This is a genomic window from Citrobacter sp. Cpo103 (assembly GCF_030332605.1).
Classification (GTDB): domain Bacteria; phylum Pseudomonadota; class Gammaproteobacteria; order Enterobacterales; family Enterobacteriaceae; genus Citrobacter; species Citrobacter portucalensis.
The window spans coordinates 27,218-48,762 of sequence record NZ_JAOWHO010000026.1 but is presented as its reverse complement, the minus strand read 5'-3'; the positions used below and the strand labels follow the sequence as shown (position 1 = coordinate 48,762).

The following is a 21,545-nucleotide window of genomic DNA, read 5'->3' as shown; positions in this document are numbered from 1 at the left end:
TTATTCATGAATGATTTTACTGTTAGGCGGAGTCAGCGGATCGCGTACCGGATAAAAAATACCTTTGATCAGCCCCGCTGAGCGTACGATTAAATTAATAACGCTTTGCAGCCCATCTGTTAACGAGCGGTTTTGCACAATCTTCAACAAAGCAAACGCCAGTAATGGTAGAAGCGCAACGGCAAACACATTGATATTTAAACTGAGCAGCGCCACAAATAAGAGAATAAGGTAAAGCGCAAATACCGCCTCATTCTTCACGATGTTGAATGACTGGGAAAACCAAGGCTTCCCCCAACTACAACGCAAAAGCTCACCCGGTGCCTGGTAATAACCGCTGGTCCAGCGCCGCGCCAGCATCTTAAACGTCGGCAGCGTATGTGACGTATGGCTGAAGTAAGGAATATCCAGACGCCGCAGTTTATAGCCTGCTTCGATTAAACGCAGGCCCAGTTCAGCCTCTTCATACGCGTGCAAATTACGGTTAGTCAGATAACCAATTTTTTCAATTGCCGACCGACGATACAGCCCACCGCCACCCAGATGATCGCTATCCCCGAGTGGATAGATTTTATTAATGCGTTGCTTACGCGATTTAAATTCATAGTTAACGGCATCGTCCATTTCAACGGTTCCCGCAACGCCTGCATATTCTGGTTCGGCCTGCAAAAACGCGACCGCCTGATCCACAAAGCCCTCTTCCAGTTCCATGTCGCCGTCCATCAGCAGCAGATAATCCCCTTCACTATACAGATAACCTAACTGGTGCCCGACGCCACAGCAGCGATCGCCAGGGTCAGTTAAGGACACTACGGTCACCCCTTTATCGATCGCAAGCTGTTGGGTGTTATCCGTTGACAGACTATCTGCCACAATAATTTTGTGTGGATAATCAATAAGCTGCTTACGGATACTGTCAATCGTCTTCTCAATACATTTAGATTCATTGAGTGTTTTAATACTCACTGAAATAAACGGTTTTTGGTCCATACAATTACCCTACGCAGCGAAGGACGGTTCGACGAATCACTAAACTTGATCCTAGTGATAAATAGAACAGGAATTGTAACATCGGTGTAATCATCAGTATCTGGCTATAAGGTAAGCTAATTAAGCAACTAATCGCAAAAGCGTTAAACGCCGGTGCAAAGCTCAACAACTGAAGATCCTGCTGGTCCAGTTGCTCAAGCATCAGTAATGGCTTTGGCTGACAAACCTTCAGGATATAAATGAATAAGCTAATAAAGAGCAACGTGCCGATCACCCCCACTTCCCACAGCAGCATACTCAGGGAAGTCGAGTCAAGAATTAAGTTGTAGATAATATTCAAAAAGCCCGGCGACACCGTACTACCACTGTTAGTTGCATTGAGTCCGTAGCCAAATAACGTTCCTGAAAGCCCCCACAGATCGTTATTTTTCAACCAGAACAGGAACGTCGTAAAGCGCCCTAACTCACCGGTAGACATAATGTAGTTCGGATCAAAGATATAGCTTAAGGAGTCGATAAAAATACTTAACGAGCTTTTCGATGGATCGCCACCGAACGCCGTAGAATAATAGTACGCGAGGATCACAATCGACAGGCTAATAAGCAACAGCATTCCCGCCACAATAACCAATAACGTCTTCAGATTGACCTTACTAACGTCTTTGACGTAGCTCGGTGAAAGCCACACCCACGCCAGGAATATAGGCGATAGCAGAATGACAAACTTTACTTCACCAATGATGCATAACCCGATACCGAGAACAATATGCAGCGCCATGGATTTGAACGTGGTGAGTCCATGCTTATATTCTGAGACTTTTAACAACATAATTAACAGGCAAAACAGGCCCATTGCGGCAGTATTCCCGCCCCCCATGGGGTCACCGCCAAACGTGCCAACCACGGAGTCCCATTTCTCATCTTCACCACGCACCGCGACGCGCTGGGGAACGACCAGTAACACCTGATAAATCATTACCGGAATCTGCGCGTAAAACACCCAATACAGATAGCGCGTTGCGCGGTAAATCTGTGACTCCCGGCAAAAGCCCAGCAGCAAACAGATCATCACCAGCGACAGCGCAATTTCGTTTTTAAATGCCACAATCGCGACGGTGATCCCGCCCTGAATCAGCGTCGATGCTCCAGCCAGCACCAGAAACGAAAAGTACAATGCCAGGACAATCGTCTCCTGGGCATCCAGATGTAAGGAGCCATCACGCGTCTGCATCACCAATAATCCCACCATCAATAAGGTGAGGAAAAAAGGTATCCACAGCACTGACTGCATGCCGGTAAAGTATTGCACCAGGCCACACAGGATCAGCGTGACAAAGGTATAAACCTGTAAATAGTATCCGGTATTAAGCGTCATAGTATCACCGGCTTGTCTTTCAGGAGATTGGCTCGCTTATTCATTTTTAGATAAATGAAGGCATAGCGAATAAATGTCAGTGAAGAAAACAAGATGACCGACGTTGCATAATCTTTATAAAAATAGGGCGTCACAACAAAAGCGAAGAGTACAATCGCCAGCTGTTCCAGTTGGATGCGCAGAAAATAGCGATGGGAACCAAAAATAAGCTCTATCACCGTCAGAGGGCTTATCGCCAGCGCAGGGAATAAATAGGGCAACATGTAGCGTGACGTCTCAATGGAGTTAATCCAGTCTTCGCTAAAACCGAGGCGCATCACAATCGGATAGAAAATAAAAACCCCAAGGGTACAGATAACCCCTAATACCAGCAATAGCATACGTACCTTGGTATACTCCTGATAGTTAAAGGTATTATTTCTGAAGTCGATAGACCATTTGGAAAAAATAGTATTGCGCACCGCATTCCCGATGATCACCACCGGAGCCAGGCAAAAGCGGCTAACCACGGAAAAATAACCCGCCGTCAGCGCCGAGAACCAAAAGTTAATCAGCATAATAGGCAAATTGCTGCTGGCCATCGCCAGCACTTCCGCGCTGCCCACTTTGGTAATGTGATGAATATTCTGTTTGAAAAAATGCCAATTACTGGCGGGTCGCAGATGTCTGGCCGCCACCGAACGAATATCAAACGAATGCAAAATACAGTTTATGGTCAGCACCATCGTCGCGCAGGCCCACGACCAATAAAATAGTTGTACATGGTGCGTAAGAAGAACGGAAAGTACAACGACCACAGAAACAGAAATACGCTGGAAAATCAGAAAACGAAAGTTGGCCGTGCGTAGCGACAGGTTTTCTGAGATTAAAACCCACGCCGTTGCCAGCGTTAGCAAATAGAGAAACAGGATGTTCTGGTAAAACAGCCACGCGGTGAGTACGGCGTACGGTAAGGCAATGATCGTGCTTTGTATTAAGCAAAACACGACATTCTGCACCAGTTCGTCATCCTGCTGTTTAGGAATTAACAGCTGTGATGCAAAGGTACACACCTGAGCGCCCACCACGGCGATGCTGTAGTTGAGCGCATAAAGCCCTACTTCAGCCATATCGTACTTGTGTGAAATCAACCAAATAGACAGTGCACCAATCAACTGCGAGATGACTGATGAACCGGCTATCGTGGAAGCGCTCTTCAGTAGACTCATACGCGGCCTGGCGTTGCCATCAGTTGATCGGTACTGAAGTTCAGTGAACGCAGACCCTCTTGCGTCTCAAGATCCTTTTCTTCAACTGCATTGAGCACCGCACCAATCACCACGCCGTTATTTTCCTCGATCTTATCCAGCGCGTTGGCGATTTGTCCCGCCGACCCCACCCCGGCTTTCACAATGAAAACAACGCCATCGACGGCACGTTTGATCAGTTGAACATCCTGGCTCTGATTCACGGCAGCAACATCAATAATGATGCGCTGATAATGCGATTTCAGCTCGCGCATTAAGAGTTCAACATGCTCCGAAGACAGCATCAGTAAAGATGAGATGGTGTTCTTGCCGTGTGGAATAAAGTCGAGATTATCACTGAGTTTGATCCTCGCCTGTTCAAGCTCTGCCTCCCCGCGCAGCAGTTCCGCTAAGCCTGCGGATGTAGCTGACGCCAGCTCGGATGTGAGCCCACCAGTGTTAAAGAAATCCGCATCAATAAGCAGTGTTTTCTGGTCGAAACTAAAAGAGTTCGCTAACAGATTCGCCAACAAAGAACGCCCATCGCCGTGCTCCGTTGACGCCACGGCGAGCGTCTGTAAAGGTCGCCTATCCAGCATAATCCGGGTACGGATACCGTGCACGATATCGGCATTAAGCGGGTTCTTCATGATCATGTCCCGCACCTGCGCGCGCCCTGAGATTCCGCTAAAACGACGAATTTCACCCAACGGAACAACATTGAGCCGTTTTTTCATGCGACTGAGGGTACCGATTGAGTTATCCATTGCCGCTTTGACAATGAAATACATGATGCAGAACACCACCACCAGCATGACCACCATCAGCAACAGCAAAGATTTATTCGGTTTCGCCGGTTTTAACGCGGGTACCGCAGGGTCGTATAACACCGCATCGGCATTCACGCCGGACAGCGACAGCTCCTGAGTACGTTGATAAAGCGATTTATACAGGTCTTCCATTTTATCTAACGACAGCTTTTGACTGTTCCAGACATCCCGTTTTGACGCCATTTTCTGGAAGATCTCTTTCTGCTCATCCACCTGTTGTTGATAGTTTTTTTCGTCCGCCAGCGCCGCCAGATATTGCTGACGTAAACCGACCTTCAGCTCACCCAACACTCGTCCGGTCTGGCTTTGGATCGACTGAACATCGGCTTCTGCTTTTAAAATGGCAGGATTTTTTGGCCCATAGACTTTACGCTGTTCGGACAACGTTCGTTGCGCCTGAATCAACGCAATGCGCAAATCCTGGATCTGAGCGTGGTTAGAGACCGAAGGCAGCGAGATAACGCTCTCAATGGACTTACCTCCCCCGTTCACCTCGTTATAGACGGATTCAGCGGCAACCCGACGCTGAGTCGCATCGGCCAGGCGATTGGTTACGATACTTAACTGCTCGGTTTCAAAACCATCGATACCGCGGAAGGTCAGCAGCCCGGCATTTTTCAGATAGCTGTCCATCTCGTCTTTTTGCTTAGCTATCGACTTCTGAATCTCTTCCATTTTTTCAAAATTCAGTTCGCGAGCTTTCTCCACCTTCAGGCGTTTCTGCTCCACCGTGTAGTTGATGAAAGCCTGCGCGACGCCATTCGCAATGTCAGCCGCAACCTGAGGGGACGTTGATTCATAGGTAATAGACGCCAGGTTCGTCGTACGAATACCAATGACATTCAGATTTTTCGCCAGCGTTTTCAGCGCTTGCTCCATTCTCAGTTGTCGACTTTCATTGCTATCAGCCCCCTGAGCACCGGCTTTTTCCCCGGTAAACTCCGGGTTTTCATCCAGCTTCATATCACGTACGGCTTGCTCCAGCACAATACGTGAATGCATCAACGCATATTGTGTTTCGTAGTAACCACTGCGCGTTGAATCGAAACCATCAACCTGTGGAAACGGAGAAACGTTATCAGCCTGCGCCTTAATCAGCACCGTCGCCGTTGAAACATACTTTGAAGACATCATGCTGATTAACGGATACGCGACGACCCCGGCAACGATACCGGCCAGCGCGATTTTCCAGGCGTTCTTTTTCAGCTCTTTGGCAAAGCGGGAGAATTCGACACTGCTTTCTCGTTTTTTGCCGTTTTCCACTATTGATAGTTTCATCGTCAGAAGAACCCCATGCCAATAATCACGACATCCCCAGGATGAACAGAGTGCGTTAAATCGACATTCTCAAGCAGCTGATTGCTCCCTGACAGGCGAATGTTGATATCTTTTCGGTCAGCACGATCTGTAAATCCACCCGCCTGCGCAATAGATTTCTCGACGGTAAGCCCTGGCTCATAGGCGAAGCCATTTGGACTTTTTACCTCACCTGAAACATAGTATTTGCGGAACTCGGCAATACTCACCGTCACCATCGGAGATGTAAAATAATCTCCGGTCAGGCGTTGAGTTAATTCTTTAGTCACTTGATCAACGGTTTTATCTTGTAATTTAAGAGCACCAACAAACGGGAAATTAATTTCCCCGCTCTTATCCAAAATAAACCGCATCGTCATATCGGGTTGACCATGAACAGCGATATTGACCGTATCCCCCGCCCCAAGCCGATAATCCTGCTGAACAGTAGCAGGATCGTCCATTAATCGCGGGCTGGACGCTGTGCATCCGACCAACAGGATACTGAATAGCAAAACCGCGCACAGTTCTATTATTTTCATTTTAGATCTGAACCTTAGCTTTAAGCATAATCATAGAATTATCATAACCCAACGTTCTAATGACTTCCTGATTGTCGTTGGGACCGATATAAAACGAGTCAGTATCCTTATTCGAATTTAATGTATCTATCTGATATTTAATCTCAAAATTAACCGACGGCGTGTAGTCATAGCTCATGGTGACGCTAAACACGCCATCTTTATCATGCCGATCCTTGTTCTGTTTTTTATAGTCTTCCGAAGTGAATGAGTAGTCCAATAAAGTAGAAAAACGAGTACCTAACCAGAAATGCTGGTAAGAAAGGCCATACTGGGTCACTAAAATATATCCCCCAACTTCCGATGGGTCTTTAATGCTTTGCGCAGAATGGGCCGTGAAAACAGACTGCTGTAACGGCTTCCACTCCGCTTTTATGTCCCAGTTTAGACCATTAAAATCATGCGAGTTTGCGTTGTTTTCAAATGTTTTATACAGCCATGAAATATTCATGTCGACATTGGTTTTCCCCGTCAACTGCGACTTCAGGCCATACAGCAAATAATACTCATTAGTGTCTTTATCTGAGTTGTTATCATAGCGACGCTGGTTAGTAATAAAGCTATAGCGAAAGCGCGTTCTGGATGAGTATTGGTCAAAAACTTCCGCTATCAGGCTATTTTCATGCCATTCCTGTTCCTGAATATAATTGTAGAAGTCCTCACTGCTGTCCCGAACATCAGAGGTGTTACCGAAAGTCAGTTTTTTGTATAACAATGCCAGTTCCGCTTTGCCGCGACCATCAGGCGCACCGTAGCTGTAACGCAATTCACTATTGATAAAATTCGTCGTCAGCGGAGATTTAATCCCATACTGCTCAAACTGACTCGGTAGAAAACCCTCGGTGATATCACGGCCGCGGGATTCATGCCCAAGCGAATCCTCCAGATTGAGGGTTAAGCCATGCATGAGCCCATAACGCCAGGCACCGTTAAAACGGAAAAAATGATCGTTGTAGTTATCAGCAGAATCGCTTGAGTAGTTACGATAATCCCCAGAGTACATCAGCAAATACTTATCCTGACCACGCTCTCCAATCATACTCAGAACGGGCGCAGCACTCTGAAACGAGGAACCGATAGCATCGCTGCTATGTGGCTGATAAGACACGTTATCATTATAACCATAGTCCACAGCGACCTTGCCCTGGAAGTCTATCCCCGCAAAGCCAATGTGTGATTTCGGTGTTAAATCAGCCCATGCGGACTGCGATATCACGATTCCGGTAATAACGAGTAATTTAGTATGCATTCTTACCGACAAATCCTTTGAAAATAGTTTTAATAATAATTTTTATATCCAACCATAACGACCAGTTTTGAATGTACTCAATATCGTACTGAACCCTTTTTTCCATCTTATAAAGCGCATCGATTTCCCCACGGAACCCGTTGATCTGCGCAAGCCCAGTGATCCCTGGCTTAACTTTATGGCGAATCATGTAATTTTCGACCTGTTTGCGGTACTGCTCATTATGCGTAACCGCATGAGGTCTGGGACCGACAATCGACATACTTCCCTGCAAAACATTAATAAATTGCGGAAGTTCATCCAGCGAAGTGCGGCGCAAAAAGCTCCCGAATTTGGTTACCCGTGGATCGTTTTTAGTGGCCTGAATAACCGTATCGGAATTCTCCATGACGCGCATAGAACGAAACTTCCAGACCTTAATTTTTTGCCCGCTCAAGCCATAGCGGTCCTGTTTGAAAAAAACAGGCCCACGGGACGTGAGTTTGATACCAATGGCAATCGCCAGCATCAGGGAGGAAATCATCACCATAATGACGCTGCCAAGAACCAAATCTTCCGCCCGCTTAATAAACGAGCCAGCCCCCTCAAAAGGTGAACTAAAGATACCGATAGTTTGCAGATTGTGGATGGATCGTAACTTGGACATGTTGTTACTGTAGGTATAAAAGTCAGGGACAATATAGGTATCTACGGTGGTGTCTGACATCATGGCCAAAAAGTGACGAATGCGATGTAAAGCAACCATCGGTAAAGCAATATAGATTTCGTCTATGTTTCCCTTCTTGGCTTCCTCGACCAGATTGATAACCGGACCACGAAAGGGACTTTTAACCTTATCAACGACATCGCCACAACGAGATAAGGCGCGCTCATCATAAAAGGCCAGATCTAATGTGATATTGGCGTATTCATTCATTAGCGCGGTTTCTGCGGCCAGACCATTGTCGGTCAGACCAATAATCGCCACCCGTATACTCTTTTTCGTTGAATACTTAAAAATAAAAAAACGAATGTAGTAAAGAAAAGGTAATGGAATGAAGTACCAGTAAATAATGGCTGAATAAAAAGGGGAAGGCAGTCTGTCTAAGTAGCCCAGTGACTCAGGTTCAGCCACCGTCATACTGACCAGTTCGTTAAAAAAAATCGCCAGCAGCGTACAAAAAACCAAGCGCTTTTGATTACGTAAACCGATCGTCTTAATCTTTTGCTGGTACATTTTAATGTATTCAGCAAACAGCAAGAAAAAGATGGAGAAGAGAAGACTCAAAATGGCAATGGTGTTAAAGGGCACCAAACCCAGCAAATGGGCGCTAAAAATTAACGTCACATTGATAACAATGAAATCGACCAGTTTTAAAAAGACTGGATATCCCTGGCTGCTAATCTTTAGCGATTTTTTAAGCATATCTCAGCCCATTATTTATTGATCTTTAATTGTTTTTTTCTCATTTCATGTTGCTAATTATATCACAAGTCTAAAAAACGCAATGGCACATTGTCAGTAAATGTAAAAAATAATACTCATTACTGTGACAACCCTCTCCAGTGAAATCGTATCTATATGATTTTAATGCAGTTGATATCAATAGGATTTTTATCTACCTCAGCAAAAAAGATAACCTTTAACAACATTATCGCTATTGACAGATAACATCTCATGGTCTATGAAAAAGTGTTTTATGTATGATAAATTGCACAAAAGTATTGTTTCAGTGACGTTGAATCACTTTAGCGTTACTGTTTAATACAGTAATTAAAATAAAAACAGCTGCCTTAAGACAACATTTCAAATGATATTAATAATACAATTAATTACTTTTTATTATAATTAAACAACAAATATCATCACCATGAATACCTCATACGGTAACGCTTAAAAAGCGTACCTGAACCCTCAGCCCACCTAATGTCTCACTACGCGTTAGCTGAGGATGCGTGCGATGCAGGCGAGCAATATCATTGACCAGCGCCAGGCCGATCCCGGCGCCTGGGACATTGCCTACGTTATCAAGACGATGAAACGGTAGCAGAGCCTGATGAACCATCTGCTCATCTATGCCCGGTCCGCTATCTTCGACCACCAGCACCACGGCCTCTCCTTCTCGTTGCAGTCGGGCGGTCACCATCCCCTGTGACGGCGTGTATTTCAGTGCGTTATCCAGCAGATTCCCACACAGTTCACCGAGCAGCACTTCATCTCCCTCGACCCACACCGCGTCCTGTTCCCCTTCATAGCCCAGATCGATCCCTTTACTACGCGACTGCGCCAGTCGGGTAAAACAGCTGGTTTGCACCACCTCATACAGATTAACCGGCGAGAAATGCCTTTCCCCCTGCTCCTTGCGCTTCACCGCAGACAACTGCAACAGCCTCTCCGTCAGTTGAATGGTATTATCGAGCGTGCTACTCATGGCTTGTAAACTCTCATACCATTGCCGCGGTTCGGTGCTGGCGAGAGCCACCGATGCCTGAGTTTTCAGTACCGCCAACGGCGTTTTGAGCTGATGGGAAGCATCCGCGCTGAAGCGCTCCTGACGAGAGATCAGACCGCGAAGTCGGTCCAGATAACGGTTGAAAGCCACAATCAGCAGACGGGTTTCCGACCATGGCAGCAGTTCCGGCAGCGGTGTCAGCAAGCCTGGCTCACGACGCACCATCAGCGATGACAGCTGGCGCATCGGGCGTAGCACCCGGCGCAGCAGCCAGCCAACCAGCACCAGAGTCAGTAGCACCAGCAGCCCTTGCGAAACCCACGAGGAAAACAGCAGCTGTCGCGCCAGATAGCGCCGCGATTGCAGCGTTTCGGCAACATAAATCTCCGCCATGCCGACAATGCCGCCTTCGTTGACGGGCTGCAGAAGACGTGCCACGCGGATTGCCTCACCGCGATATTCAGTGTGATAAAACCATGCCAGCGCCGGATAAAGCCGCGTGCGCGAGGTAGCTGGCGGCATCGCCGGTAAATCGTCATAACCAGAGATAACCTTCCCCGCCGGATCAACCACTTTGTAGTACAGTCGGTCATTCATATTCAATTCAAAGCTGTCCAGCACCACCCATGGCACGTTCACTTCCAGCTGTTTATTGCGCACCACCAGCCGCTCGGAAACGGTCCTGGCGGATGAAAGGAGCGTGCGGTCATACGCCTGGGTCGCCGCCTGTAGCGCACTGACATAGCTGTTAAATGCCGACAGCCCCCACAGCAACATTAGCGGCAAGCCCAAAAACATCAGCAGTTGCAGGTACAACGATTGGGGTTTAACCCACTTCATCGCTACGCTCCAGCACATAGCCCAGACCGCGCAGCGTAGCAATACGCACATCGCTTCCCTGTAGCTTTTTGCGCAAACGATGGATATACAGCTCAATGCTTTCGGGACTAACCTCATCACTCAGGCTGAAGACCTGCTCAAACAACTGCTGACGTGAAACCGGCCGCAACCGACGGTACATCAGCACCGTCAACAGCGCCTGTTCACGTGGCGTGAGCGCCAACGGCTGCCCCTGCAACAGAAAATAGCCTTCATCGTGAAACGCCAGCTCCCCCAGTTGCTGTATGCCTTGCACCTGTCCCGCACTGCGACGCAGCAAGGCCCGCAGCCGGGCATCCAGTTCCTCGATTTCAAACGGCTTTGCCAGATAATCATCGGCTCCGACGTTCAACCCTTTCACCCTATCGGCCACCGCGCTACGCGCCGTCAGCAGCAGGACAGGAAGCGTCTGCCCGCGTTTGCGCAGCCGCTGAACGACTTCCAGACCATCCAGCCCCGGCATATTGATGTCTAGCACCGCCAGCGCATACGTTTCGCTATGTAAAAGATGGTCGGCTGCCAGGCCATCAAACACGCAGTCAACGGCAAAACCGTTTTGCACCAGCGCTTTCTCCAGCCAGTGAGCTAACTCACGGTTATCTTCCGCTAATAAGAGACGCATATCACATCCTGTAAAGTTTCTGCCGCATTGAAAGGGAATTGAAAGGTTAATGTTTTAACAATCACGCAACCGAACTGCTACACATCGGCTCACATAATCACAAAAATCTTCTTCCGTACCCGAAAATCCGGTTTTCCGGCGTGAGGATAAACAATGAAAAAACAGTTACTTCGTACCCTTACTGCAAGCATTTTATTGATGAGTACCTCTGTACTGGCGGAACAAGCGCCATCGCGCACTGAATGTATCGCCCCTGCTAAACCCGGCGGCGGTTTCGATCTCACCTGTAAGTTGATTCAGGTGAGCATGATGGAAACCGGCGCTATCGAAAAACCGATGCGCGTCACCTACATGCCCGGTGGCGTTGGTGCCGTGGCCTATAACGCGATCGTCGCTCAACGCCCGGCTGAAGCGGGAACCGTAGTGGCCTTCTCCGGCGGCTCACTGCTGAACCTGTCACAGGGCAAGTTTGGTCGCTACGGCGTGGATGATGTCCGCTGGCTGGCAAGTGTGGGTACCGACTACGGCATGATTGCCGTGCGCCAGGACTCACCGTGGAAAACGCTGAAAGATCTGCTGACGGCAATGGAAAAAGACCCTAACAGCGTGGTCATTGGTGCAGGTGCCTCTATCGGTAGCCAGGACTGGATGAAGTCGGCGCTGCTGGCGCAAAAAGCCAATGTCGATCCACACAAGATGCGCTATGTGGCCTTTGAAGGCGGTGGCGAGCCGGTTACCGCACTGATGGGCAATCACGTGCAGGTGGTTTCCGGCGATCTCAGTGAGATGGTGCCTTACCTCAGCGGCGACAAAATCCGCGTGCTCGCGGTGTTCTCTGATGAACGCCTGCCGGGACAGTTAGCCAACGTGCCAACCGCCAAAGAGCAGGGTTATGACCTCGTGTGGCCTATCATTCGTGGCTTCTACGTTGGGCCAAAAGTCAGCGACGCCGAGTATCAGTGGTGGGTTAATGCCTTTAACAAACTCCAGCAGACCGATGAGTTTAAAAAGCAGCGCGATCTGCGCGGCCTGTTTGAATTCAACATGAGTGGCAAACAGCTCGACGACTACGTGAAAAAGCAGGTCACGGATTATCGTGAGCAGGCGAAAGCCTTCGGTCTGGCGAAGTAAACGCAGAGGCAAAGATGATGAGCGATCGTATTTTCGCAGGTATCTGGCTGTTGCTCTGCATAGCCGGGCTGTTCGTGGCCTGGCAAATCAGCAGCGAATACAGCTATGAACCCGTAGGGCCGCGTCCCTTCCCGCTTGGCATTATCGGTCTGATGTTGGTCTGTGCCGTGGCGCTGCTGTTGCGCCATCCGGACACCATCAGTTGGCCCCGTCGCCACGTGCTGCAAAAGCTGCTGACGATGGTCATTGTTCTGTTGATGTACGCCTGGGGTTTTGAGTGGCTCGGTTTTCCCATCGCCACCGCCATTCTCACCGTGGTGATTGGCATGCTGTTCGGTGCAACCATCCCGGCTGCGGGTATTTCCGGCGCGGTGCTCGGCATTCTGCTGTGGTATGCCTTTGACCGACTGCTTGACGTCACCTTACCACTCGGCGCCTGGCTGGGTTAACGGAGAAACGATGGATACCTGGATTTATCTTTCTCAGGGTTTCGCGGTGGCAATGACACCGGAAAACCTGGTCATCGCCTTGATAGGCTGTTTTGTCGGCACCATTGTGGGTTTGCTGCCCGGCCTTGGACCGATCAACGGCGTGGCGATCCTGCTGCCGCTGGCCTTTGCTTTGCATCTGCCCGCAGAATCCGCGCTGATCCTGCTGGCTACAGTCTACATAGGCTGTGAATATGGCGGGCGCATCTCCTCCATCCTGTTGAATGTTCCCGGCGATGCGGCGGCGATTATGACCGCGCTGGATGGTTACCCGATGGCGCAGCAAGGACGCGGTGGCGTGGCGCTCTCTATCTCGGCGGTCAGCTCTTTCTTTGGTTCGCTTATCGCCATCGGCGGCATCATTCTGTTTGCCCCGGCGTTAGCCCAATGGTCGCTGGCCTTCGGTCCAGCGGAGTACTTTGCCTTAATGGTTTTCGCCATTGCCTGTCTCGGCAGCATGATGGCGCAAAATCCGCTGAAATCATTTCTGGCAGCGCTTATCGGTCTCGGACTTGCGACCGTCGGCGTAGACGCCAACACCGGGGTTTATCGCTTTACTTTTGACAGTGTCCATCTCTCTGACGGTGTGCAGTTTATCGTGGTGGTGATTGGGCTGTTCTCTGTCTCTGAAATATTGTTAATGCTGGAACATACCAGCAGTGGCCAGACGCTGGTGCGTAAAACGGGCCGCATGTTGTTCAACGCCAAAGAAGGCGCACAGTGCGTAGGGGCCACCCTGCGTTCATCAGTGATTGGCTTTTTCGTCGGCGTTCTGCCTGGCGCTGGCGCCACCATTGCCAGTGCCATCACCTACATGACCGAGAAAAAGCTCAGCGGCAACAGCGACAGCTTTGGCAAGGGGGATATTCGCGGCGTTGCGGCGCCAGAAGCCGCCAACAACGCCTCGGCCTGCGGCTCTTTTATTCCGATGCTGACGCTCGGTGTGCCGGGCTCCGGTACCACGGCGGTGATGATGGGCGCGCTAACGCTGTACAACATCACCCCGGGTCCAGCCATGTTTACCGAGCAGCCGGATATCGTTTGGGGGCTGATTGCAGCGCTGCTGATTGCTAACGTAATGCTGCTGGTGATGAACATTCCACTGATCGGTCTGTTTACCCGCATGCTGACCATCCCGCTGTGGTTTTTGGTACCGGCTATCGCGGCAGTTTCCGCGGTTGGCGTGTACGCCGTTCACAGCACCACCTTCGATTTGGTATTGATGGTCGCCCTCGGCGTGCTGGGCTACATCCTGCGTAAAATGCACTTCCCAATGTCGCCATTGATTCTGGGCTTCGTTCTCGGGGAAATGCTGGAGCAGAACCTGCGCCGGGCGTTGTCTATCAGTAACGGCAGTATGGATATTCTGTGGGCCAGCGGCGTGGCGAAAGTGCTGCTGGTGATGGCGGTACTGGTTATCGTGGTCCCGCCGGTGCTGCGCATGATCCGTAAACGCAACAGCAAACCGCAGGTGGATATCGGCTAACAAATTGCCGGATGGCGGCGCTATTGCGCCCTATCCGGCATTTTCATCTTCAGCGCAAACTTCGCGTTCCTTCCAGCAGGTGCTCAACAAACCGTGTCAGCTTAGGCAACGGACGCAAATCCTGTCGCCACAGCAAATGAATTGGCCGCGGCTGCGGCGTAAACCCTTCCAGGATCCGAATCAATTTCCCCGTAGCCAGTTCTTGCGCCAGCAGCACCTCAGGTTGCAATAACAGCCCAGCCCCCGCTACTGCCGCCATACGCAGGCCATGACCATCGTTACAGCGCAGGATCGCATCGCGCTTCCATCTGACCTCCCCCGTCACGCCAGGCAGTATCCACTCGTTGCGAGCCGTCCACACGGTATGGGACAGGCACAGATGATCCACCAGATCCGCGGGCGTCCGGGGGGTGCCATGGCGGGCAAGATAATCTGGCGAAGCACAAATTGCCATACGGTAGGGACACAGGTATTTCGCCACCACGTCTGTCTGATGGATATCGCCAATGCGGATCGCCAGATCGACACCTTCATTCACCAGATCAACCATCCGGTTGGTGAGATCCAGTTCAATGCGCACCTCTGGCCAGGTCTGTAAAAACGCAGCGGCCAGCGGCGAGATCACGCAAGCGCCAAAAGAAGTGGGCGCGCTAATGCGCAGCGTCCCCGCAGGTGCCAGCCGCAGACGCTCTACCGAACGTTCGGCTATCGATACCTGCTCCAGCACACGACGGGCTTCTTCAAAATAGACGCGTCCGGCATCGGTCAGACTCTGGCGGCGCGTATTGCGCTCCAGCAAACGCGTGCCGAGCTGCGCTTCCAGTTGGGTGATATATTTTCCCACCATCACCGCAGACATCTCTAGCCTCGTCGCCGCAGAAGTAAAGCTCCCACTCTCCACCACGGCGACAAACGTTTCCATGCCGCGCAGTTTATCCATATTACAAACCCCTGGTTAGTAATCATCTAACTTTTAGCCAGTTTATCTGATTTCATTTTCATTAAAGAATAGCGGCTCACACTATTGCGGAGGTGGTTATGAAAATCGTCATTATTGGTGCCAGTGGTACAGTGGGTCGCGCAGTTACAGAAGCATTGAGCCGTAAACATGAGGTGGTCCGCGTGGGTCGCACTCAGGGGGATTACCAGGTCGATATCACCTCGCAGGAGAGTGTCGAGGCCTTGTTTGAAAAAGTCGGTCGGGTAGATGCGATCGTTTCCGCCACCGGTAATCTGTTCTTTGGGCCGCTGTCGACAATGACCGACCAGGACTTTAATCAGGGGCTTCAGGATAAGCTATTAGGCCAGATACGCCTGGCATTAACCGGGCAGCATTTTCTGAATGCTGGCGGATCGATAACGTTAATTAGCGGCATTATCGCCCACGAGCCCATCGCACAGGGGACAAACGCCGCAACGATTAATGCCGGGCTGGAAGGATTTGTTCGCGCCGCGGCCTGTGAACTAGGCCATGGTCAACGCATTAACCTGATAAGTCCGACCGTGCTGAGTGAATCCGCCGAAGCTTACGACAGTTTCTTCCCGGGCTTTGAAAGCGTGCCCGCCACCACCGTCGCCAACGCCTACCGCCGCAGTGTGGAAGGCATCCAAACCGGGCGTATTTATAAAGTCGGTTACTGACTTTGCCGCTGCCGTTGACTCATCACCAACGGCAGCGTGATTAACCCACTGTTTTAAAATACTTTATCTTTTCCCTCGCATTAACCCACACCCTTCATAATGTTAAATAATTGTTGCTTTTGATCACAAATAATAAACAAACAAGTTCATTCTGTGCGCGTTTTTCAAAAATGTAGATATTTTTAATTTATGGCTATGAAACGAGCTGCGCCATATCTCCCTGACAATCTACTGAGAGGAACGATTTGATGAACGCACTGACTGCCGTAAAACCGAACGCTGAAGATCCAGCCCAGCACTACAGCGGTTTCACGCTGAAACCGTCAGCCCAATCCCCACGCCTGCTGGAGCTGACTTTTTCTGCTGAGACCACTGAGCAATTTCTGCAGGCCGTCGCGCAGTGGCCGGTTCAGGCGCTGGAATACAAATCCTTCTTGCGCTTCAAAGTGGGCAAAATCCTCGACGACCTGTGCGGCAATCAGTTACAGCCCCTGCTGCTGAAAACCCTGCTCGATCGTGCCGAAGGCGCACTGCTAATCAATGCCGTTGGCGTAGACGACGTGGCGCAGGCGGAAGAGATGGTCAAGCTGGCAACGGCGGTAGCGCACCTCATCGGACGCTCTAATTTTGATGCGATGAGCGGTCAATATTACGCTCGTTTTGTGGTGAAAAACGTCGATAACTCAGACAGCTATCTGCGCCAGCCTCACCGAGTGATGGAATTGCACAACGACGGAACCTACCTCGAAGAAATCACCGATTACGTGCTGATGATGAAGATCGACGAGCAGAACATGACCGGCGGTAACTCGCTGCTACTGCACCTCGACGACTGGGAGCATCTGGAGCAGTACTTTACCCATCCTCTGGCGCGTCGCGCCATGCGCTTTGCCGCACCGCCAAGCAAAAACGTCAGTCAGGAAGTGTTCCATCCGGTATTTGACGTTGACCAGCAGGGCCGCCCGGTAATGCGCTACATCGACCAGTTCGTCCAGCCAAAAGACTATGAAGAAGGCGTCTGGCTGAGTGACCTGTCCGATGCGCTGGAAACCAGCAAGAGCATTATTTCCGTTCCGGTTTCAGTAGGTAAATTCCTGCTGATCAACAACCTGTTCTGGCTGCACGGGCGCGATCGTTTCACTTCGCATCCGGACTTGCGCCGCGAACTGATGCGCCAGCGTGGTTATTTTGCGTACGCGACAAACCACTACCAGACCCATCAGTAAGCGCGAAGGAAAAGCGGATGTATGATTTTGTGATTATTGGCGGCGGCATTATCGGCATGTCGACCGCCATGCAATTGATTGATGTCTATCCGGACGCCAAAATCGCGCTACTGGAAAAAGAGCCCGGCCCGGCCTGCCACCAGACGGGCCATAACAGCGGCGTCATTCACGCCGGGGTCTATTACACCCCCGGCAGCCTGAAGGCTCAGTTTTGCCTGGCCGGAAATCGCGCCACAAAAGCCTTTTGCGACCAAAACGGCATCCGCTACGACGTCTGCGGAAAAATGCTGGTTGCCACCTCCGCTCTGGAAATGGAGCGCATGCGCGCGCTTTGGGATCGCACCGCCGCTAACGGTCTGGAGCGCGAATGGCTGAATGCGCAGGAACTTCGCGAGCGTGAACCCAATATCACCGGACTGGGCGGCATTTTTGTCCCGTCGAGCGGGATTGTCAGCTACCGCGAAGTCACCGCCGCGATGGCGAAAATTTTCCAGGCCAAAGGCGGTGAGATTATTTACAACGCCGAGGTCAGCGCGCTGAAAGAGCATGCTGCGGGCGTGATTGTCCGTACCCGTCAGGGCCAGGAATATGAAGGCGCGACGCTGATTAGCTGTTCTGGCCTGATGGCGGACCGACTGGTAAAAATGCTCGGCGTTGAACCTGGCTTTATCATCTGTCCGTTCCGGGGCGAATATTTCCGCCTGGCGCCAGAACATAATCAGATAGTTAACCATTTGATCTACCCCATCCCCGACCCGGCGATGCCGTTTCTCGGCGTTCATCTGACCCGGATGATTGACGGCAGCGTCACCGTCGGCCCCAACGCGGTACTGGCATTTAAACGTGAAGGCTACCGTAAACGTGACTTCTCGCTCAGCGATACGCTGGAGATCCTCGGCTCTTCTGGTATTCGCCGCGTGCTGCAAAACAACCTGCGCTCAGGGCTTGGTGAAATGAAGAATTCGCTGTGCAAAAGCGGTTATCTGCGGCTGGTACAAAAGTACTGCCCGAGCCTGACGCTCAAGGATCTGCAACCGTGGCCTGCGGGCGTACGGGCACAGGCGGTATCACCTGATGGCAAGCTTATCGACGATTTTCTGTTTGTCACCACGCCACGCTCAATTCACACCTGTAACGCCCCTTCTCCGGCGGCAACGTCGGCGATCCCTATCGGCGCACATATTGTCAGCAAAGTTCATGCGCTGCTGGAGAACCAGAGTAATCCCGGACGCACGCTGCGTGCGGCACGTAGCGTGGAGACATTACACGCCGCATTTACCCGTTAAACCGATTAAGACAGGAAGCAATCATGCAACTTAACGATCCAACCTTATTTCGCCAGCAGGCACTGATCGACGGCAACTGGCGTGACGCCAACAGCGGCGAGACCATCGCGGTAACCAATCCCGCCAACGGTCAGCAATTGGGTAGCGTACCTAAAATGGGGGCAGATGAAACCCGCGAAGCGATTAACGCCGCTAACCGCGCCTTACCGGCCTGGCGTGCGCTGACCGCCAAAGAGCGAGCCAATATCCTGCGCCGCTGGTTCAACCTGATGATTGAGCATCAGGACGATCTCGCCCACCTGATGACCCTGGAACAGGGTAAGCCGCTGGCGGAGGCCAAAGGCGAAATCACCTATGCCGCCTCATTTATTGAGTGGTTTGCCGAAGAGGGCAAACGCATCTATGGCGATACGATCCCTGGTCATCAGGCCGATAAGCGTCTGCTCGTCATCAAGCAGCCGATCGGCGTTACCGCCGCGATTACGCCGTGGAACTTCCCCTCAGCGATGATCACCCGTAAAGCCGGTCCGGCGCTGGCAGCTGGCTGTACGATGGTGCTTAAACCCGCCAGCCAGACCCCTTACTCCGCACTGGCGCTGGCAGAACTGGCTAATCGCGCCGGGATCCCGGCAGGCGTTTTCAGCGTAGTGACCGGTTCTGCAAGCGAGGTTGGTAACGAGCTGACCGGCAACCCGCTGGTGCGCAAGCTGTCATTTACCGGCTCGACCGAAATCGGCCGTCAGTTAATGCAGCAGTGCGCCAAAGACATCAAAAAAGTATCGCTGGAGCTGGGCGGCAATGCGCCGTTTATCGTCTTTGACGATGCCGATCTTGATAAAGCCGTGGAGGGCGCGCTGGCATCGAAGTTCCGTAACGCTGGTCAAACCTGCGTCTGCGCCAACCGCCTGTACGTGCAGGACGGCGTGTATGAGCGCTTTGCTGAAAAACTCCAGCAGGCGGTGAGCAAGTTGCATCTCGGCGATGGTCTGCAACCTGACGTCACCACCGGACCGCTGATCGACGATAAAGCGGTTGCCAAAGTGCAGGAACACATCGCCGACGCTCTGGATAAAGGCGCGCGCATTATCACGGGCGGCAAGCCTCACGCGCTGGGCGGTAACTTTTTCCAGCCCACCATCCTGGTGGATGTGCCAGATAACGCGAAGGTCGCCAAAGAAGAAACGTTCGGCCCGCTGGCTCCGCTGTTTCGTTTTAAAGACGAAGCTGACGTCATCGCTCAGGCCAACGACACCGAGTTTGGTCTGGCCGCCTATTTCTACGCCCGTGATTTAAGCCGCGTCTTCCGCGTTGGCGAAGCGCTGGAGTACGGCATCGTCGGGATTAACACCGGCATTATCTCCAACGAAGTCGCCCCGTTTGGGGGGATAAAAGCCTCCGGTCTTGGCCGTGAAGGATCGAAATACGGCATCGAAGACTACTTAGAAATCAAATATATGTGCATCGGCCTTTAATAAAACAAATACTGGAGAACACCTGATGAGCACCAACAAAGAACTTATGCAACGTCGCAGCAACGCCGTTCCCCGTGGCGTAGGCCAGATCCACCCTATTTTTGCCGAGCGGGCAGAAAACTGTCGGGTTTGGGACGTTGAAGGCCGTGAATTCCTCGACTTTGCTGGCGGTATTGCGGTGCTGAACACCGGTCACCTGCATCCGCAGATCGTCTCAGCGGTAGAAGCGCAGTTGAAAAAGCTGTCTCATACCTGTTTCCAGGTGCTGGCCTATGAGCCGTACCTGGAGCTGTGTGAAATCATGAATAAGAAAGTGCCGGGTGATTTCGCCAAGAAAACCCTGCTGGTGACCACCGGCTCTGAAGCGGTGGAAAACGCGGTGAAAATCGCCCGCGCCGCCACCAAGCGTACGGGGACTATCGCCTTTAGCGGCGCTTACCACGGTCGTACCCACTACACCCTGTCACTGACCGGGAAAGTCAATCCGTACTCCGCCGGAATGGGGCTGATGCCGGGCCACGTGTATCGTGCGCTTTATCCTTGCCCGCTGCACGGCATCAGTGAAGATGATGCTATCGCCAGCATTCACCGCATTTTCAAAAACGATGCCGCGCCAGAAGACGTCGCCGCCATCGTGATTGAACCCGTTCAAGGCGAAGGCGGTTTTTACGCGGCCTCTCCTTCCTTTATGCAACGGCTGCGCGCCATTTGTGACGAACACGGGATCATGCTGATTGCCGATGAAGTACAGAGCGGTGCGGGTCGCACCGGTACGCTGTTTGCCATGGAGCAGATGGGCGTTGCACCCGATCTCACCACCTTCGCCAAATCCATCGCCGGAGGCTTCCCGCTGGCGGGCGTGACCGGACGCGCCGAAGTCATGGACGCAATCCCACCGGGCGGTCTGGGCGGCACCTATGCCGGTAACCCAATTGCCTGTGCCGCCGCGCTGGCGGTACTGAACATTTTCGAACAGGAAAATCTGCTGCAAAAAGCCAACGAGCTGGGGCAAACCCTGCGCGAAGGCCTGCTGGCTATCGCGGAAACCCATCGCGAGATTGGCGACGTACGCGGGCTGGGCGCGATGATTGCTATCGAACTGTTCGAAAACGGCGATCGCACGAAACCAGACGCCAAACTGACTGCGGAAGTGGTGGCGCGTGCACGCGAGAAAGGACTGATCCTGCTCTCCTGCGGACCTTACTACAACGTGCTGCGCATTCTTGTCCCGCTGACCATTGAAGATGCGCAAATCCGCCAGGGGCTGGACATTATCGCCCAGTGTTTTGCCGAGGCAAAGCAGGGTTAAACCCCCGAATAAAAACGTGAAATTGT

The 21,545-nt window shown here is 51.5% G+C and carries 18 protein-coding genes; 8 read left to right on the top strand and 10 right to left on the bottom strand.

The annotated features are described in order from the left end of the window. From OGX89_RS08020 to tctD, 9 genes are all read right to left on the bottom strand, one after another. Nucleotides 1-990, bottom strand: coding sequence for a glycosyltransferase family 2 protein (locus OGX89_RS08020; protein WP_125112806.1), 990 nt, complete (start codon nucleotides 988-990; stop codon nucleotides 1-3). 4 nt (nucleotides 991-994) lie between these two features. Further along, entirely contained in the window at nucleotides 995-2,365 is a 1,371-nt protein-coding gene (locus OGX89_RS08015) for a hypothetical protein (RefSeq protein WP_003826045.1), read from the bottom strand. Beyond that, nucleotides 2,362-3,573 (bottom strand): lipopolysaccharide biosynthesis protein, encoded by a 1,212-nt coding sequence (locus OGX89_RS08010; protein WP_125112807.1) that lies wholly within the window; start codon nucleotides 3,571-3,573, stop codon nucleotides 2,362-2,364. Before OGX89_RS08010 ends, OGX89_RS08015 begins: the two co-directional genes overlap by 4 nt. Next, nucleotides 3,570-5,699 carry a GumC family protein gene (locus OGX89_RS08005; RefSeq protein WP_125112808.1) on the bottom strand — a complete coding sequence of 710 codons (2,130 nt, stop codon included), beginning with the start codon at nucleotides 5,697-5,699 and terminating at the stop codon, nucleotides 3,570-3,572. The genes OGX89_RS08010 and OGX89_RS08005 overlap by 4 nt, the downstream gene beginning before the upstream one ends. Before the next feature lie 2 nt (nucleotides 5,700-5,701). Then, nucleotides 5,702-6,259, bottom strand: a complete 558-nt coding sequence (locus OGX89_RS08000; protein WP_003826038.1) for a polysaccharide biosynthesis/export family protein — start codon at nucleotides 6,257-6,259, stop codon at nucleotides 5,702-5,704. A gap of 1 nt (nucleotide 6,260) precedes the next feature. Then, nucleotides 6,261-7,547: an outer membrane beta-barrel protein gene (locus tag OGX89_RS07995; protein ID WP_125112809.1), complete on the bottom strand. Its 1,287-nt coding sequence runs from the start codon at nucleotides 7,545-7,547 to the stop codon at nucleotides 6,261-6,263. Beyond that, nucleotides 7,537-8,952, bottom strand: coding sequence for an undecaprenyl-phosphate glucose phosphotransferase (locus OGX89_RS07990; protein ID WP_003826035.1), 1,416 nt, complete (start codon nucleotides 8,950-8,952; stop codon nucleotides 7,537-7,539). Before OGX89_RS07990 ends, OGX89_RS07995 begins: the two co-directional genes overlap by 11 nt. Nucleotides 8,953-9,406: 454 nt before the next feature. Then, on the bottom strand, nucleotides 9,407-10,819 hold the full coding sequence (locus tag OGX89_RS07985; protein ID WP_057067654.1) for a sensor histidine kinase: 1,413 nt from the start codon (nucleotides 10,817-10,819) through the stop codon (nucleotides 9,407-9,409). Continuing rightward, a complete protein-coding gene (tctD, locus tag OGX89_RS07980) occupies nucleotides 10,806-11,480 on the bottom strand; it encodes a transcriptional regulator TctD (protein WP_003826032.1) in 675 nt (224 codons plus the stop codon). The genes OGX89_RS07985 and tctD overlap by 14 nt, the downstream gene beginning before the upstream one ends. Nucleotides 11,481-11,633: 153 nt before the next feature. Between tctD and OGX89_RS07975 the strand changes: the two genes are divergently transcribed. From OGX89_RS07975 to OGX89_RS07965, 3 genes are read left to right on the top strand one after another with little or no spacing between them, the layout of a single operon-like run. Then, entirely contained in the window at nucleotides 11,634-12,611 is a 978-nt protein-coding gene (locus tag OGX89_RS07975; RefSeq protein ID WP_125112810.1) for a Bug family tripartite tricarboxylate transporter substrate binding protein, read from the top strand. Nucleotides 12,612-12,625: 14 nt separating this feature from the next. Further along, on the top strand, nucleotides 12,626-13,060 hold the full coding sequence (locus tag OGX89_RS07970; RefSeq protein ID WP_100247225.1) for a tripartite tricarboxylate transporter TctB family protein: 435 nt from the start codon (nucleotides 12,626-12,628) through the stop codon (nucleotides 13,058-13,060). A gap of 10 nt (nucleotides 13,061-13,070) precedes the next feature. Further along, nucleotides 13,071-14,585: a tripartite tricarboxylate transporter permease gene (locus tag OGX89_RS07965; RefSeq protein WP_003826025.1), complete on the top strand. Its 1,515-nt coding sequence runs from the start codon at nucleotides 13,071-13,073 to the stop codon at nucleotides 14,583-14,585. 49 nt (nucleotides 14,586-14,634) lie between these two features. On the opposite strand, the gene OGX89_RS07960 is transcribed toward OGX89_RS07965, so the two are convergent. After that, nucleotides 14,635-15,525 carry a LysR substrate-binding domain-containing protein gene (locus OGX89_RS07960; protein ID WP_003826023.1) on the bottom strand — a complete coding sequence of 297 codons (891 nt, stop codon included), beginning with the start codon at nucleotides 15,523-15,525 and terminating at the stop codon, nucleotides 14,635-14,637. 98 nt (nucleotides 15,526-15,623) lie between these two features. Here OGX89_RS07960 and OGX89_RS07955 point away from each other — a divergent pair, with 98 nt between their 5' ends. The 5 genes from OGX89_RS07955 (at nucleotide 15,624) to gabT (ending at nucleotide 21,519) form a co-directional block, all read left to right on the top strand. Next, entirely contained in the window at nucleotides 15,624-16,226 is a 603-nt protein-coding gene (locus tag OGX89_RS07955; RefSeq protein ID WP_003826021.1) for a short chain dehydrogenase, read from the top strand. A gap of 248 nt (nucleotides 16,227-16,474) precedes the next feature. Further along, the gene (gene glaH, locus OGX89_RS07950; RefSeq protein ID WP_003826020.1) at nucleotides 16,475-17,452 is read left to right on the top strand and encodes a glutarate dioxygenase GlaH; all 978 of its coding nucleotides are present in this window, start codon (nucleotides 16,475-16,477) and stop codon (nucleotides 17,450-17,452) included. A gap of 17 nt (nucleotides 17,453-17,469) precedes the next feature. Then, a complete protein-coding gene (gene lhgD, locus OGX89_RS07945) occupies nucleotides 17,470-18,738 on the top strand; it encodes an L-2-hydroxyglutarate dehydrogenase (RefSeq protein ID WP_003826017.1) in 1,269 nt (422 codons plus the stop codon). A gap of 23 nt (nucleotides 18,739-18,761) precedes the next feature. Beyond that, complete coding sequence (gene gabD / locus OGX89_RS07940) at nucleotides 18,762-20,210, top strand: NADP-dependent succinate-semialdehyde dehydrogenase (RefSeq protein WP_125112811.1); 1,449 nt, start codon at nucleotides 18,762-18,764, stop codon at nucleotides 20,208-20,210. 25 nt (nucleotides 20,211-20,235) lie between these two features. After that, a complete protein-coding gene (gabT, locus tag OGX89_RS07935) occupies nucleotides 20,236-21,519 on the top strand; it encodes a 4-aminobutyrate--2-oxoglutarate transaminase (RefSeq protein ID WP_063940988.1) in 1,284 nt (427 codons plus the stop codon). The last annotated feature ends 26 nt before the right edge of the window (nucleotides 21,520-21,545 follow it).